Source organism: Streptomyces sp. NBC_00576, assembly GCF_036345175.1.
In the GTDB taxonomy this organism is placed as follows: Bacteria; Actinomycetota; Actinomycetes; order Streptomycetales; family Streptomycetaceae; genus Streptomyces.
The window spans coordinates 7746536-7761401 of record NZ_CP107780.1 but is presented as its reverse complement, the minus strand read 5'-3'; the positions used below and the strand labels follow the sequence as shown (position 1 = coordinate 7761401).

12 protein-coding genes and 1 pseudogene are annotated in these 14866 nt (G+C 68.6%); 9 read left to right on the top strand and 4 right to left on the bottom strand.

What is annotated here, in order from left to right; genetic code table 11:
- Positions 1 to 115 precede the first annotated feature (115 nt).
- From OG734_RS33770 to OG734_RS33760, 3 genes are all read right to left on the bottom strand, one after another.
- Complete coding sequence (locus OG734_RS33770; protein WP_330291209.1) at positions 116 to 394, bottom strand: hypothetical protein; 279 nt, start codon at positions 392 to 394, stop codon at positions 116 to 118.
- A gap of 86 nt (positions 395 to 480) precedes the next feature.
- Positions 481 to 3639 carry a DUF1349 domain-containing protein gene (locus tag OG734_RS33765; protein ID WP_330291208.1) on the bottom strand — a complete coding sequence of 1053 codons (3159 nt, stop codon included), beginning with the start codon at positions 3637 to 3639 and terminating at the stop codon, positions 481 to 483.
- A gap of 209 nt (positions 3640 to 3848) precedes the next feature.
- A complete protein-coding gene (locus OG734_RS33760; RefSeq protein WP_330291207.1) occupies positions 3849 to 4616 on the bottom strand; it encodes a FadR/GntR family transcriptional regulator in 768 nt (255 codons plus the stop codon).
- Positions 4617 to 4744: 128 nt separating this feature from the next.
- Here OG734_RS33760 and OG734_RS33755 point away from each other — a divergent pair, with 128 nt between their 5' ends.
- The 8 genes and pseudogenes from OG734_RS33755 to OG734_RS33720 all read left to right on the top strand — a co-directional run bounded on the left by OG734_RS33755 (position 4745) and on the right by OG734_RS33720 (position 12056).
- A complete protein-coding gene (locus tag OG734_RS33755; protein WP_330291206.1) occupies positions 4745 to 5860 on the top strand; it encodes an enolase C-terminal domain-like protein in 1116 nt (371 codons plus the stop codon).
- A gap of 102 nt (positions 5861 to 5962) precedes the next feature.
- On the top strand, positions 5963 to 7327 hold the full coding sequence (locus OG734_RS33750; protein ID WP_330291205.1) for a sugar ABC transporter substrate-binding protein: 1365 nt from the start codon (positions 5963 to 5965) through the stop codon (positions 7325 to 7327).
- Between the two features lie 12 nt (positions 7328 to 7339).
- Entirely contained in the window at positions 7340 to 8260 is a 921-nt protein-coding gene (locus OG734_RS33745) for a carbohydrate ABC transporter permease (protein ID WP_330291204.1), read from the top strand.
- Positions 8261 to 8352: 92 nt separating this feature from the next.
- Complete coding sequence (locus tag OG734_RS33740) at positions 8353 to 9237, top strand: carbohydrate ABC transporter permease (RefSeq protein ID WP_443065118.1); 885 nt, start codon at positions 8353 to 8355, stop codon at positions 9235 to 9237.
- A 170-nt stretch (positions 9238 to 9407) separates the two neighbouring features.
- Positions 9408 to 9746, top strand: a complete 339-nt coding sequence (locus OG734_RS33735; RefSeq protein WP_330291203.1) for an L-rhamnose mutarotase — start codon at positions 9408 to 9410, stop codon at positions 9744 to 9746.
- Between the two features lie 62 nt (positions 9747 to 9808).
- Positions 9809 to 10072 (top strand): annotated as a pseudogene (locus tag OG734_RS33730) (fumarylacetoacetate hydrolase family protein); the annotation flags it as partial.
- Positions 10073 to 10152: 80 nt separating this feature from the next.
- A complete protein-coding gene (locus OG734_RS33725) occupies positions 10153 to 10911 on the top strand; it encodes an SDR family NAD(P)-dependent oxidoreductase (RefSeq protein ID WP_330291202.1) in 759 nt (252 codons plus the stop codon).
- The gene (locus tag OG734_RS33720) at positions 10908 to 12056 is read left to right on the top strand and encodes an aldo/keto reductase (RefSeq protein WP_330291201.1); all 1149 of its coding nucleotides are present in this window, start codon (positions 10908 to 10910) and stop codon (positions 12054 to 12056) included. Before OG734_RS33725 ends, OG734_RS33720 begins: the two co-directional genes overlap by 4 nt.
- Before the next feature lie 1042 nt (positions 12057 to 13098).
- On the opposite strand, the gene OG734_RS33715 is transcribed toward OG734_RS33720, so the two are convergent.
- A complete protein-coding gene (locus tag OG734_RS33715; protein WP_330291200.1) occupies positions 13099 to 13734 on the bottom strand; it encodes a TetR/AcrR family transcriptional regulator in 636 nt (211 codons plus the stop codon).
- A 141-nt stretch (positions 13735 to 13875) separates the two neighbouring features.
- Between OG734_RS33715 and OG734_RS33710 the strand changes: the two genes are divergently transcribed.
- Positions 13876 to 14814, top strand: coding sequence for an MBL fold metallo-hydrolase (locus OG734_RS33710; protein WP_330291199.1), 939 nt, complete (start codon positions 13876 to 13878; stop codon positions 14812 to 14814).
- Positions 14815 to 14866 lie beyond the last annotated feature (52 nt).

Genomic DNA, 14866 nt, shown 5'->3' with positions numbered 1-14866 from the left:
CATCCCAGCGGTCCGGCGACCGTAGTCGACGGCTGCCCGGGCAAGCACAGTGACGATCACCGTACTGGGGGTCAGCGGCCCGTGGGGACGTCGGGATCGAGGCCGGTCATCACGGTCATGGGAGTGATGGCTGCTGCGGCCGACCAGGCTTGTGGTCGGCAGGCGGCCGGGAGGGGACCGGGGAGGGTGTGTCCGTGCGGGCGTCGCCGCCCCAGAGTTCCGGCAGCCGGTGGCCGAAGGCGGGTGCCGCGTCGAGGATGCCCTCGATGAGCTGGGCGGCGGCCTCGGGGTGGCCGCTGCGGGCGAGGCCGGTGGCGGCGATGGCGGTGTTGTGGGGCCAGACGGTGCCGCAGTGGTAGCTCAGAGGGCCGTAGCCGCTGGACTTCGACGACATCGTCGTTCGGTGCGGACATGACGGCGCTCCGCGTGGTGGTGTGGAAGCCGCACCACCACGCGGAGATCGTGACCCGAACCGCTGCGTCAGCTGACGGAGAACTGGCTGAAGTTCGCGGTGCCGATGGTTCCGGCGTGGGCCGTGGAGAACATGCCCGCGTCCAGGGTGCTGTTCGCCCCGGTCAGTGTCGCGGTGCCGACAGTGGTCCAGGTGGTGCCGTCGGCGGAGTAGGAGCCGGTGACCGACGTACCGCTCCTGACCAGGCGGAGCCAGATCGGGGCGACGGTGGCGCTTCCGGTCTTGAGGACGTTGGTGTCGAGGTAGCCGTCGCTGTTGGAGTCGTACGACAGGGCGATTCCGTTGCCGGGGGTGGTGGCGAGGACGAGGTACCCGGTGGACGAACCGGCGGAGGCAATGTTGTTGCGCAGCATCAGACCGGCCTTGGCCCAGCTGTTGGTCTTGTCCTGACTGGTGACGCGGACGGTGACGGTCGAGGAGGTTCCCGCGGCCCCCGTCTGGTAGGCGGCGGCATACTCGTCGTCGTACGACGTGCCGGAGCGCCATATGTCGATGCCCGCGTTGGTCAGGGAGGTCACTCCGCCGCTTTGGCCGACGGCGGCCGGAGTCGAACTGTATGCCTTGTAGGGAGAGGTGACGATCTGCAGGTTGCTGAAGGTCGCGCTGCCGGCGGTGGTGCTGTGCGCGGTGTGGATGACGCCGGCATCCTGGGTGGCCGCCATGGACGGCAGGGTCACCGTCGAGCCGATCTGGGTGAAGGTGGATCCGTCGGTGGAGTAGTAGGCGGACACCTGGGTGGCGGTGCGGGTGAGCCGCACCCAGACCGGCGCCTTGACGGTGGCAGCGGTGGAGGTGAGCTGGTCGAGGTAGCCGTCGGCGTTGGAGTCCCGCTGGAAGCTGACGCCGTTGTTCGGGGTCGCCACCACGGCCGCGTATCCGGCGGAGGAGCCGCTGCCTGTGAGGTCGTTGCGCAGGACGACGCCGGCCTTGGCCCAGCCGTTGGTGTTGTCCACGTTGTCGACCCGGGCGGTCACCGAGGTGCCGTTGACGGCCGAATCGGCCTGGTAGACGGTGCCGTAGGCGTCGTCGGTCTGTCCGCCGGCACCCCAGATGTCCGCGCCCGCGTCGGTGATGGTGAATCGGCCGCCGCCCTGACCGGTGTTGGCCGGAGTGGAGGAGTAGGCGCTGTAGGGCGAGCTGACCGGGTCGGTGGTCAGCGGACGGTACAGCGGCTGGATGCCGGCACTGTCCATGACCGTCTTGGCGCCCGACGGCCAGCTGCCGTTGCTGACGACGACGGTGCCGCTCACCACGTCACCGCGGCCGTTGGTGTTGGTGATGTTCGCGGAGCTGTTGTTCGTCCAGTTGTCGGTGAGGGTCAGGGCGCCGGTGTTGTTGGTCGAGCTGCTGTTCTCGTGGCCCCAACTGCCGGTGTTGCGGAAGACGTTGTTGGTGTCCGTGAAGTTCCGGGAGCCCTCGTCGTGGTAGAAGCCGAAGTAACCGCTGTTGCTGTGGCAGTAGTTGCGTTCGAAGGTGCTGCCCGGTGACGCCGACAGGGTGTACATACAGCCGCCGTCGGTCATCTGCTGCATGAGGTCGTGGATGTAGTTGTCGGTGACGTGGTTGTTCGCGGCGGTGGTCGCGGTCGTGTAGGTGGGCTGGTAGTTGTACAGGCCCCGGTTGACGTAGTCCTGGCTGCCGCCGATGTCGTTGACGCCCCAGCCGTAGCCGATGGTGAGGCCGGAGTAGGGCAGGTTGTACACCTCGTTGTGCGAGACGGTCGCGCCGTTCACGTAGGTGACGAGGATGGCCGACATGTCGCGGTACTCCAACGCCACGTCGTGGATGAGGTTGTTGCTGAGCGTGATGTTCTGGTTGGTCATCCGGCTGTCACTGGGGTGGTGCGCGTCCGCCTGAAGGCCGCCGACGACGATGCCGCCGCCCGCGTCCTGGGTGAAGACATTGCCGGTCGCGGTGATGGTGTCTGCGCCGAGTCCCACGCCGGTGGTGTGGGCGTTGGCGTCGTTGCCGATGCCGAGGCCGCTCTGTCCGAGCTGGGTGAACCGGTTGCCGGTGAACGTGATGTGGTCGGCGGCCGACACCTGGACGGCGGAGGGCATCTGCTCCCAGTGCGGGCGTGTCGCCTCGAAGAGCCGGCAACCGCTCTGGCAGGAGGTCAGCGCGTCCGACGGGCGGTCCCAGGTACCGGTGAGGTATGCGCCGGTCTGCTGGCTGGCGTAGCCGTCGGTGGTGGGATCCAGCCAGCTGGTGCCCGAGAACTGCAGCCCTGAGAAGGCGATGTGGGTGGCAGGGGACGAGTACGTCCCTCCCACGCCGATGAGCGACTCCAGCTTCGGCACCTCGACGTCGGCCGTGCTCATGTCCTGCCCTGAGAGCGGCTTGTAGTACAGGGTGCCGGTGGTGGTGTCGAGGTACCACTCGCCCCCCGTGTCGAGCAGTTCGTACGCGTTCTCGATGTAGAGGGGGCCGGCCCGGAAGGGGCTCGTCAGGGTGTCGTAGCCGAACGTGTTGTTGTTCCACGAGGGCTGGGCCATGGTGATGGTGCCGCTGCTGATGCCGGTCACCGGGGCATAGCGGTCGGTGAAGGATCCGATGCCGTGGATCTCGGTCCGGCCGGGCTGCGCGAGGCTGTTGAGGTAGCTCAGCGAGCTGTTGGTGAACGTATAGCCGCTGGTGGTCGCGGTCAGGTAGGAGCGGGTGATCGCGGCGCGGGCCCTGGTGGCCAGGACGCCGTCGACGGACAGATGGCGTGTGTCGAAGCCGGTGCCGACGTTGCTCTTCCAGATGTTCTTGGCCGAGTCCTGCACCGTCCAGCCGGTGGCTTTCTGCGCGCCGGTGACGACGGGGCGGGCGCCCTGCGCGGCCTTCCAGTTCACCGTGTAGCCGCCTGTGCCGGAGTCCGCCGAGGTGAAGGCGAGCGGCGCGGAGAGCCGGTAGGTGCCGTCGGCGAGCTCGACGGTGATGTCGGCCGTCATGGAGCTGTTGATCGCCCGCACGTTGGTCTTGGCCTGGGTGATGGAGCACGGCTGGCTCGCGGAGCAGGCGGTGCCGGAGCCGCTCGGCGAGGCGTAGAGCGTCGTGCCGGCCGCGAAGGCGGGGCCGGCCTGGACGAGGACCGCGGCGGTCGAGGCGGTGAGCACGGCGGCTGTGGCCAGCCATGATCTGAGCCGGTTGGGAACCGCGGGACGGATGCGGGTTGTTCGCACGTGACACCTTCCGGGAGGTTCAGAGGGTCCGGGGGTGCTCTTGGCGGGCAGGGGAGAGCCCGACAACAAGAGGGGAAGGGGTAATAGCGATGTAACATTAGACGTCATACGAATTTCGTCAATAGGTCGAACGCCGTCGACCCGGCCGGCCCTGGACATGCGAATGCCCCCGGCCTGTTCAGCTCGGGGGCGAGTCGGTGCGGGTGCTCTCAGGAGGCGGGCGAGCCGACGTTCGGCAGGCGGCGTCGGCTCCAGGCGGTCTGAATATGTGCCGCCATGGCCTGGGCGGCCCCGTCGGGGTCCCGGGCCAGTAGCCGCTCGGCGACTGCGCGGTGCTCCGCGTTGGCCCGCTCGCACAGGGTCGTGTCCGGTGTGCCGTTGTACAGATAGGTCGTGCGCGCCTGGGCGTGGAGGATCCGGATGATGGAACGGCCGAGCCTGTTGTGGGACGCCTGCAGGATCCGGTCATGGAAGGCCACATCGGTCTCGATGAAGCGTGCCGGGACGGCGGTCTCCTCGTCGAGCCGGGCGAGCAGCCGCTCGATGGCTCGCAGGTCGTCGTCGGTGGCCAGCTCCGCGGCCTGGGCCGCCATCTGGGCCTCAAGCGTCGACCGGATGTCGACCAACTGGTCGAGGACGACGAGCTGGTCGTCGTGCTGGACGGTAGCGGCGAGCACGACGGGGTCGAGGAGGTTCCATTCCTCGGGCGGGGTGACGGTGGTGCCGTAGCCCTGCCGGGCGAGGACCAGTCCCTTGGCCTCCAGGGACTTGACCGCCTCGCGGATGGTGATGCGGCTGACGCCGAACGTCTCGCAGAGCTCGGGTTCCACCGGCAGGGTCGATCCTGGAGGAATGACGCCCGACACGATCGTGTCGGTCAGGCTCTCCATGACGGCCTGGGCCAGTCGGGCCGGACGCTTGGGCCAGGGCTTGAGAACGGTAGGCTCTCCTGCTCTGCCGGCGCTGTCCTTGGCCATGTGGGCCCCCCTTGCTGGTGCGGATGACGGCGAGTCTACTGCGCGGGACTCCTTGACAGCATTCGTATGACGACTTACGTTACACGAAAATTTCGCAGCATTACTTCCCGCTCCAAGGGGTGCAAGCCGTGCGCGTTACCGAAGTCGAGTGCCATCCGGTCCGGGTGCCGGGAGCCAGTCCGCCCTTCGTCTGGCGGGACGGACTCCTGGGCAGCCCGTCCGAGGGCGAGGCCGCGGTGCTGCGGATCCGCACGGACGAAGGGGTCGAGGGGGTGGCGATGGCCCCTCGGCGGGGCAGCGGGGTCATCCTGGCGGACCTGCTGGACCGCGTGCTGCGCAAGGAGTTGGTGGGGCAGGATCCCCTGCAGCGGGAATGGCTCTGGCACCGCATGTGGGAGCTGGACCGCACGGAGGAGCTACCGCTCTATCTGCTCGGTCTGGTCGACACCGCGCTGTGGGACCTGGCCGGACGACTCGCCGGCCGGCCCACCTGGCAGATGCTCGGCGGATACCGCACCTCGATACCCGCCTACGCCTCCACTGTCACCTACTCCTCGGTCGAGGAGTACCTGGACATCGCCGACCAGGCCCTGGAACTCGGCTACCCCGCCATCAAGCTCCACGCCTGGGGCGACGCCCGCCGCGACGCCCGCCTGTCGGCGGCTCTGCGCGAACACGTGGGGGACGACATCCCGCTGATGTTCGACGGGTCGGCGGGCTTCGACCTCCCCGACGCGATCCATCTCGGGCACGCCCTCTCGGACGCCGGCTACCTCTGGTACGAGGAGCCGATGAGGGAGTTCAGTGTCACCGCGTACAAGCGTCTCGCCGACGCGGTGGCCGTTCCCCTCCTCGTGGCCGAGACCTCCGACGGGGCACACATGAACTCGGCCGACTTCATCCAGGCCGGCGCCGCCACCTTCGGAGTCCGCGCCTCCACCCAGCTGCGCGGCGGCTTCACCGGCGCGATGCGCACCGCCCACCTCGCCGACGCCTACCGGCTGCGCGCCGAGGTGCACGGGCCGGAGATCCCCAACCGGCATCTGTGCATGGCCATCTCGAACACCACGTACTACGAGTCGCTGGTCATGGGCAACCCCATCAGCCGCGAAAGTGGCATCGACGCCCAGGGTCTCGTCCATGCCCCCACCGGTCCGGGCGTCGCCCTCCCGGCGGGCTTGGACTACCCTTCCGCCCTTCAGAAATTTGTCGACAAGGAGACCGTCACCCCGCCCCGGGCCTGATGTCCGGAACCCCAGGCCCGACCGCCTGTCCCGAAGACCAGAACACCCCGAACGCGGCGCCTCTCACCGCTGTGCGCCATTTCCCAAGATCCGAGGTCAGTCATGAACAACGACGTTCCGGTTTCCTCCCGCCGCCGGCTCAGACACACGGCCGTCGCCGTCCTGGGCGCCGTCTCCCTGCTCGCGCTCGCCGCCTGCGGCAGCGCGGACCCCACCCCCGCGGCGACTTCCTCCCCGGCCGCCTTCAAGCCCGTGACTCAGCAGGCAGGCAGTGAGATCACGGTCTGGGCGGATGCCGGCCGCGTGCCCGGCGTGCAGGCGTACCAGAAGGCGCATCCGGACGTGAAGATGAAGATCGTCACGTACAGCGGCGACGCCAACGGCGCCAATGACCTGCAGACCAAGGTGCAGCTCTTCGACCGGACCGGCAGCGGCTGGCCCGACGTGGCCTTCAGCGCCAACGTCAACGACGGCAGCTGGGCTGCCCAGGGCAAGACGCCCTACGCCGCGCCCGTCGACAAGGGCCTGGTCCCGCTGTCGACCCTGAACGCCTTCGCGTACGGCGCACTGGACCCCTGCAAGTTCAACGGCGGCACCTACTGCCTGCGCAACGACCTTGCCCAGAACGTGCTCTGGTACAACAAGGAACTCATGGGCAAGTGGGGCTACACCGTCCCGACCACCTGGGAGGAGTACCAGGCGCTCGGCGAGAAGGTCGCCAAGGAACACCCCGGGTACCTGGTCGGAACCGCCGGGGACGCCTGGACTCCTGAGGTGTACTTCTGGGCGAGCCAGTGCACCGCCAGCACCACGACCGGTGCCAAGAAGGTCACCGTGAACCTCCAGGACGCCAAGTGCACCCGGATGGCCAAGCTGCTCGACACTCTGATCGCCAAGGGATCGGTCGCCAAGGACACCGTCTTCAGCGCCGGCTTCATCAAGAACCAGGCGAGCAAGGTCCTCATGCTCCCCGGCCCGTCCTGGTACGGACAGGTGCTGTTCAACTCCACGTTCAAGATCCCCAAGGGGCAGATCGCCGCTGCCTCACCGCTGAAGTTCGAGGGTGACGCCAAGAACTACACCGGCAACGTCGGTGGTGGTCTGTGGTTCGTCTCCTCCCACAGCAAGAACCTCAAGGCGGCCTCCGACCTGGCCACCTGGATGACCACCTCCGACGACTACCAGGCCACCGCGGGCACCTACCCCGCGTACAAGCCTGCGGCCACCAAGTGGCTCGTCAAGCAGCGGGACACCGGCTACTTCGCCAACGACATCGGCCCCGCCTTCGAGGAAGCCGCGGAACTGATCTGGCCCGGCTGGTCCGCCACCCAGTACAGCCAGGAAGCGATCTACTCCTCCACCGTGATCCCGGCCCTGAACTCCGGCAAGACCCTCACCGACACCCTGGACACCTGGCAGACGGCCATCACCGACAAAGCCAAGTCCCTCGGATACACCGTCAACTAGCGAAGCGGACCGATGACCACCCACCTCGCAACGGAGCGGAGCGGCCGCCGACGCGGCCGCTCGGCCCGCAACCCGGCTGGACGCGCCGGTTACGTCTTCGTCTCCGGCTACGTTCTCCTCCTGCTCGCCTTCGGCGTCCTGCCCACCTGCTACGCGGTGTGGCTGGCGCTGTCCAACTCCCGCAACCAGCTCGTCGGGATCGGCAACTTCACCCGGACGTTCACCGACTACCGCTTCGGGCCGGCCTTCCTCCACATCGGCCTGTACCTGGTGGTGTGGCTGGCCAGCCTGATGATCCTGGTGGTGCTGCTCTCCCTGATGCTGCACGGCCGCATGCGCAGGGCCTCCACCAGCCTGCGGTTCCTGTTCTACCTGCCGGGTGCCCTCGCCGGGGTGGCGAGCGTCCTGCTCTTCCTGATCCTCCTCGACCCGGCGGCCAGCCCCGTCGGCTGGCTGCTGAAAGCCTTCGGCTGGAACACCCTCGCCCAGGTCAACGCCCCCGGCCACCTGCCGGTGCTCTTCACCGTCATCGCCTTCTGGACCGGGGCCGGCGGCTGGATCGTGGTCATGTACGGCGCACTCAACAGCATCCCGGACGAGATCCTGGAGGCCGCCCGCATCGACGGCGCCAGCACGCTCCAGATCGCCCTGCGCATCCAGATCCCGATGATCACCAAGTGGATCGCGTACATGCTGATCCTGGCCTTCGCGGCCGGCACCCAGCTCTTCGTCGAGCCGCAACTGGTCTCCCTCGCCAGCTGGGGCATGATCCCCGACAGCTGGTCACCGAACCAGCTCTCCTACCAGTACGCCTTCCAGGCAGGCGACTTCAACGGCGCGGCGGCGCTCTCCGTCGACCTCCTCGTCCTGGGCCTCGCCTGCGCGGCGCTCGTCGTCTTCCGCACCGGCCTGTTCGACAAGGACGAAGGATGACCGCAGCTCCCACGACCACGGCTCCCGACACAACAGCCCGCCGAACCCCGCCGCGCCACAGCGCCGGCGACCGCACCAGCCCGAGGAAGCCCATGCGCCGGACGCGCCGCCCACGCTCACTGGCCGCCCGGTCGGCCTGGCTCATCGTCATGGGCCTGGCCGTGCTGTTCTTCTGTGTGCCGGTGGTGTGGCTCCTGCTGGCCACGACCAAGACCGACGGCCAGATCGTGCGGGACAACCCGTTCTCCTTCGGTTCCCTCACCGCGCTCGCCGACGCCTGGCACCATCTCTACGCCTTCCAGGACGGCGCCATCCTCACCTGGCTGAAGAACTCGGCGCTCTACACGTTCGGTGCGCTGGCCATCACCCTCGTGACATCGATCCCCGCCGGATACGCGCTGGCTCTCACCCGGTTCATCGGGCGCCGGATGCTGCTGACCATCACCATGCTCGTGATGCTCATGCCGACGGCCGCGATGGTGCTCCCCCTGTACCTGGGGATGAACGCCGTGCACCTGGACGGCACGGTCTGGTCGGTGATCCTGCCCTTCTCCTTCTTCCCGTTCGGGGTCTACCTCACCTACATCTACTTCTCCTCCAACGTCCCCTCCGACCTGCTGTCCGCCGCTCGCATCGACGGCTGCTCGGAGTGGCAGGTCTTCCGGCTCATCGCGATGCCGCTGGCCAAGCCCGTGATCGCCCTGGTCGGCTTCTTCAACTTCGTCGGCAACTGGAACAACTTCTTCCTGCCGTTCGTGATGCTGCCCGACAGCTCCCAATACCCGGCGCAGGTGGGGCTGAACAACCTGCTCGCCGCCTCACCTCTGTTCAACACCTCCAGCGGCACGGGAAACCAGATCATGCGCCCCGAACTGGCACTGGCCACCCTGGTGACCATCGTGCCGGTCCTGATCGTCTTCCTCTTCTCCCAGCGCGCTCTCGTGGCCGGCATGCTCGCCGGCGCGACAAAGGAGTGAGGTGAGGCGGCAGCCGCACCACTGGCGCCGCCGCTGTATCCAACCGGCGTTCCCTGACGTCGACGTCGTGCCAAACCCCACGCCGTGCGGACGGTCACGCCCGTGCGTCACCAGGCATGCCCGCGGCGGGCTGTCCGGCAACGCCGCCCGCACTCACCGGAAGGACCCAGATGAAACGGGTTGCCCAGACGATCCGCCTGCGGCCCGAGCACCGTGACCTGTATCTGCGCCTGCACTCCGCGGTCTGGCCGGGCGTCGAGGCCGCGCTGCGGGCCGCGAACATCCGCAACTACAGCATCTTTCTGCGCGAGGACACGCTGTTCGGCTACTTCGAGTACCACGGCGACGACTTCGAGGCCGACATGGCCGCGATCGGCGCCGACACGACCACCCAGGCCTGGTGGAAGCTCACCGGCCCCTGTCAGGAACCCTGGGCCGATACCGGCACCGGGGGCAACTGGTCGGACCTGACCGAGATCTGGCATCTGAGCGAGACCGGCACACCGTGACGGTCGTCCCCTCGTCCCTCGCCGGAGCCATCTGACAACCACCCATGGCAAGGAAACGCCCAGTGAAACTGCTACGAGTCGGCGCACCCGGCGAGGAACGGCCCGCCGTCCGCACGGAGGAGGGCCGACTGCTTGATCTGTCCTCCGTGACCTCCGACATCGACGGCGCCTTCCTCGCCTCTGACGGTGTCGACCGGGCCCGGGCGGCCGTCGCGGCGGGAAGTCTGCCCGAGCTGGACCCGGACGTTCTGCGGATCGGTGCCCCTCTCGCCCGCCCCGGCAAGATCGTCTGCGTCGGGTCGAACTACCGCGACCATGCCGCCGAGCTGTCCGTCGACGGCCTCGGCGCCCAGCGCCAGACCTTCGGCCAAGCGTGAAAGGCGCCCCTTTGAGGAACTTGAGCGGCATGAGCGGCCTGTCAGGGCTCAAGGCCGTCGTCACCGGCGGCGCGTCCGGGATCGGGCGGGCCACGTCCCGGATGCTGGCCGAGCACGGCGCCACGGTGGCCGTCCTCGACCTCGACCCCTCCGGCGCCGCCGAGCCGCTGATCGCCATCAAGGCCGACCTCGGCGACGACGCCTCGGTACATATCGCCGTGGACGCCGCTGCCGAGCAACTCGGAAGCCTGGACATCCTGGTCAACAACGCGGGCATCGGCGCCATCGGCACCGTCGAGGACAACCCCGACGAGGAATGGCACCGCGTCCTCGACATCAACGTCCTCGGGACGGTGCGCACCACCCGCGCCGCCCTGCCGTATCTGCGGCGCTCGTCGCACGCGGCGATCGTCAACACCTGTTCCATCGCGGCCACCGCGGGCCTCCCCCAGCGCGCCCTGTACTCCGCCAGCAAGGGTGCGGTGCTGTCGCTGACCCTGGCGATGGCCGCGGACCATGTCCGTGAGGGCATCCGCGTCAACTGCGTCAACCCCGGCACCGCCGACACACCCTGGGTGACCCGGCTCCTGGACTCCGCCGACGACCCGGAGGCGGAACGCGCCGCCCTCGACGCTCGCCAGCCCCTGGGCCGCCTGGTCACCGCGGACGAGGTGGCGGCAGCCGTGGTCTATCTGGCGAGCCCCGCTGCGGCCTCCGTCACCGGCCTCGCCCTGGCCGTCGACGGCGGCATGCAGGGGCTCCGGCTGCGCCCGGCGGTCGGCGCATGAGAGCGACCACGCTGGGCACCACCGGCACCAGGGTCACCGAACTGTCGTTCGGGGCCGCCGCCATCGGCAACCTCTTCCGCCCGGTCACCGAGGAGGCCGCGTCCGCCGCGGTGGAGGCGGCCTGGGACGCGGGCGTACGCACCTTCGACACCGCCCCGCACTACGGGCTCGGGCTGTCCGAGCGACGCCTGGGCGCCGCGCTGCGTGGACGCGACCGCGACACGTACACCGTCTCCACCAAGGTCGGACGACTGCTCGAACCCCACCCGGAGAGCGGCCGCGGCGACGATCTCACCCACGGCTTCGCCGTGCCCGGCACCCACCGCCGAGTCTGGGACTTCAGCGCGGACGGCGTGCTGCGCTCCCTGGAAGCCAGCCTGGACCGCCTCGGCCTGGACCGGGTGGACATCGCCCTGCTGCACGACCCGGACCACCACGCCGAGCAGGCCCTCACCGAGGCCTACCCGGCGCTGGAACGGCTGCGCGGCGAAGGCGTCGTCCAGGCGATCGGCATCGGAGTGAACCAGTGCGCGCTCCCCGCCCGCTTCCTGCGCGAGACCGACATCGACGTCGTGCTGCTCGCCGGCCGCTACACCCTGCTGGAGCAGGAGGGGCTTGCGGAGGTACTGCCGGAGGCCGCCGCCCGCGGCAGGAGTGTCATCGTCGGCGGGGTGTTCAACTCGGGTCTGCTCACCGACCCCAAGCCCGGGGCCATGTACGACTACGCGCCCACCCCACCACATGTGCTCGACCGGGCCCTGCGTATGAAGGCGGTCGCCGAACGCCACGGCGTACCGCTGCGCGCAGCCGCTCTGCGCTTCCCGCTCGGCCATCCGGCGGTCGCGAGCGTACTGTCCGGCGCGCGTTCCGCCGAGGAGGTCCGCGACACGGTGGACCAGCTGCGGCGAACGGTACCGGCCGCGGTCTGGGACGGACTGCGCGCCGAGGAGCTGCTGCCCCCGCACGTCCCCGTCCCTGCCGCAGTGCCGGTCGAAGAAGCCGGTCGACCGAAGGAGAAGTCGACGCTATCCGTTGGCGACGGCAGGTGTGACGGTGCGCTCCATGATCGGTTTTCCTCGTCGAGTTCAGTCGAGAACTGCCTGCCGAGGGCCATACACCTACCCCCGGTAACAGAAGCGTTGTGAAAGGTCCCGACGGCGCGGGTGGCGTCCTGAACTCGCCACGGCCTCGGGCAGGCAGCAGCATCGCGGCGTCCGGCGGGGGCTGGTCGGCATGAGCGCCGCCATGACGACCGTCGGCGCCAGCTGCACGACGATCATCGCGGCATGCACGGACTCCTTGCCGGGCACAGCCTGCGCGGCACCATCCAAAGAGAACCGGCGCCGTGGCGGCCGCCACGGCCCACGCGCCGGAGTCGAGGGATCCCACCGCCGACCGCCTGGTAACCCACGCCACAAGCCGTCCGAGAGGGGTGCGGGCGGCTACTACTTGCCCCCAGAACCCACCCTCGCCCTATTGGCCCTCATTCATCGACGCAGCCGCACTGCACCCGGCATCCGCCTGCGGCGCGCCCTTCGGAGGGGAGCACCCCCCGAAGCGTTCCCGCGCAGACTGGCGCGCTCGGCGTAGAGGTCCGGTGAAGGAACGTGAACATTGATGTTTCAAGATTCTTTTACCGTGCGGTATCTGATGAAGTGAACCTGCTTGGGGGGTCAAGCAGACATCAGTCCGTTCAGGCAAAGTTGACGGTCCGACACCCAAAAATGAACGTTTCCGCAGGTCAGAAGCCTGCACGGGTGGGGCGGGTGGGACTCGAACCCACGGCCGACGGATTTTGAGTCCATTCGGGATCTTGGCGGCCCTTGCCGATCCATGCTCATCCTTGACGTTTCCGCTGGTCAGGAGGGTTGAGCAGCGTCGACCCTTGTCCGTCTTTGTCGGCCTGTTCCTATCCTTGCGTCCCGAACGCGTCCCGAACGCGTCCAAGATGGACAGCCTCAAGCACGTGGGGCCCCGTTTCCGCCAGCTCGGAAAGGGGTCTCGGCCCCACCCGCAGCGGATTCTCCTTCCGACGCACAGCGCCACGAAGGCAACGCCGCCTCCCCCGCAGCCGACGGGGAGAAGGTGCCGAAAGCCGAGACACATGCGGGGAAAACGAGGAGCAGCCGACATGAGCGATCACCCGTCGGCCGAAGTGCATGCGGCGGTGCAGGGTGACATGCCGCGTCAGACAGCTTCTCCGACGAGGAGGCCCAGCAGGACGATGTCGAGCGCGCCTGTGAGTCGCTGGTGGAGGTCGAAAGGGGCTGGTTCCTCTCGGATCCAGCGCAGGATTGCCGTGAAGTAGCAGGCGGCCAGCAGTTGTCCGGCCTGGTCGCAGTCGACGTCCGCCCTGATCTCCCCGCGCTGCTGCCCCTGTTCGACGATCCTGGAGAGTTCGATCTCCAGAGACGGGTCCTGGAGGAGGCGGCCGTACCGTGCGGAGGCGTCCATCAGGACGGTGGTCTCGGCGCGGGAGACGACGTTGAGGTCGACCATCTCCTTCAGGTAGCGGCGCAGTCCGTCGCCGACCGGCAGGTCCTCGGCGTGCTGGGAGCCGAGGATCTCGTTGACGAGGGCGCGGCGGCGGACTCCCCATTCCTCGAGGAACCCGACCTTCTGCGAGAAGTGGTTGAAGACCGTCGCCCGAGCGACGTCGGCGGCCTCGGCGATCTGCTCCATGCTCGTCGCCTCGAAGCCCTGCGCGACGAAGAGATCGACCGCGGTCTCGTACAGCTGGTCGTGCAACTTCCGGCGCCTGCGCTCCTGGCGCCCGACGGCGGCAGCGCCCTCAGAGGCGGCCGCTTCGTCCCGGATCTTCATGGCCCCCAGTACAACACAGGGCCGCACGACTCTTGACCCCTTCTCGACATCCATTTAGATTTCCATCCGCTGCTGGACTCAAGTCCAGTGCTGGATAAAAGTCTCGCTCGGTTGGTGGCGGGACGCTGACAAGGAGGCACCGTGGCTTCCGAAACCTCCCCCACCGGGCGCATCGAGGTCGGCGACGGCTGCCATGCCTATATCGCCGGCGAGTCCGGATGGGGCATGAGCAACGCCGGGCTGATCACCGGCCGGGGCGAGTCACTGCTCGTCGACACCCTCTACGACCTGCGGCTGACCAAGAACATGCTCGACGCGCTGACGCCGCTGACCGCGACCGCGCCGATCGCCACCGTGGTCAACACCCATGGCAACGGCGACCACTGGTTCGGCAACCAGCTCGTGGCCCACGCCGAGATCATCGCGGCCCGCGGGTCCGTGGCGGACATGCGCCAGGTGGGTCCGGCCGAGATGCTGGCGCTGACCGGCATAAACAGCCCTGCCGGACACTTCGCACGACGGATCTTCGGCCGCTTCGACTACGTCGGCATCGAACCCGCCCTCCCGAACCGAATCTTCGACGGCGAGACGCTCCTGAACATCGGCGGCACCGAGGTCCGCCTCATAGATGTGGGCCCCGCGCACAGCGCCGGGGACACGATCGTGCACGTGCCGCAGGCCCGGACGGTCTACACCGGCGACATCGTCTTCGCCGGGGCGGCGCCGGTCGTCTGGCACGGCCCCTTCACCCGCTGGCTCGCCGCCTGCGATCTGCTGCTGGGCCTCGACGCGGACATCGTCGTGCCCGGCCACGGCCCCGTCACCACCAAGCAGGCGGTCCGTGAGATCCGCGACTACCTCGAACACGTCCATGAGCAGGCCACCGCCCGCTTCACCGCCGGAATGCCGGCCATGGACGCGGCCCGCGACATCCGCCTCGGCCGCTTCGCAGACCTGCACGAGAGCGAACGCCTCGCCGTCAACGTGCACACCGTCTACCGGGAGCTCGACCCCGCCCTGCCCCCACTCGACGGCCCCGGGCTGTTCGGCTGCATGGCCGAGCTCTGCCCACGCGTCTGACGCCCCCCTCCCCCCGCCTGCCCTGACGAGGCCCCACCCTCCACCGACGGCG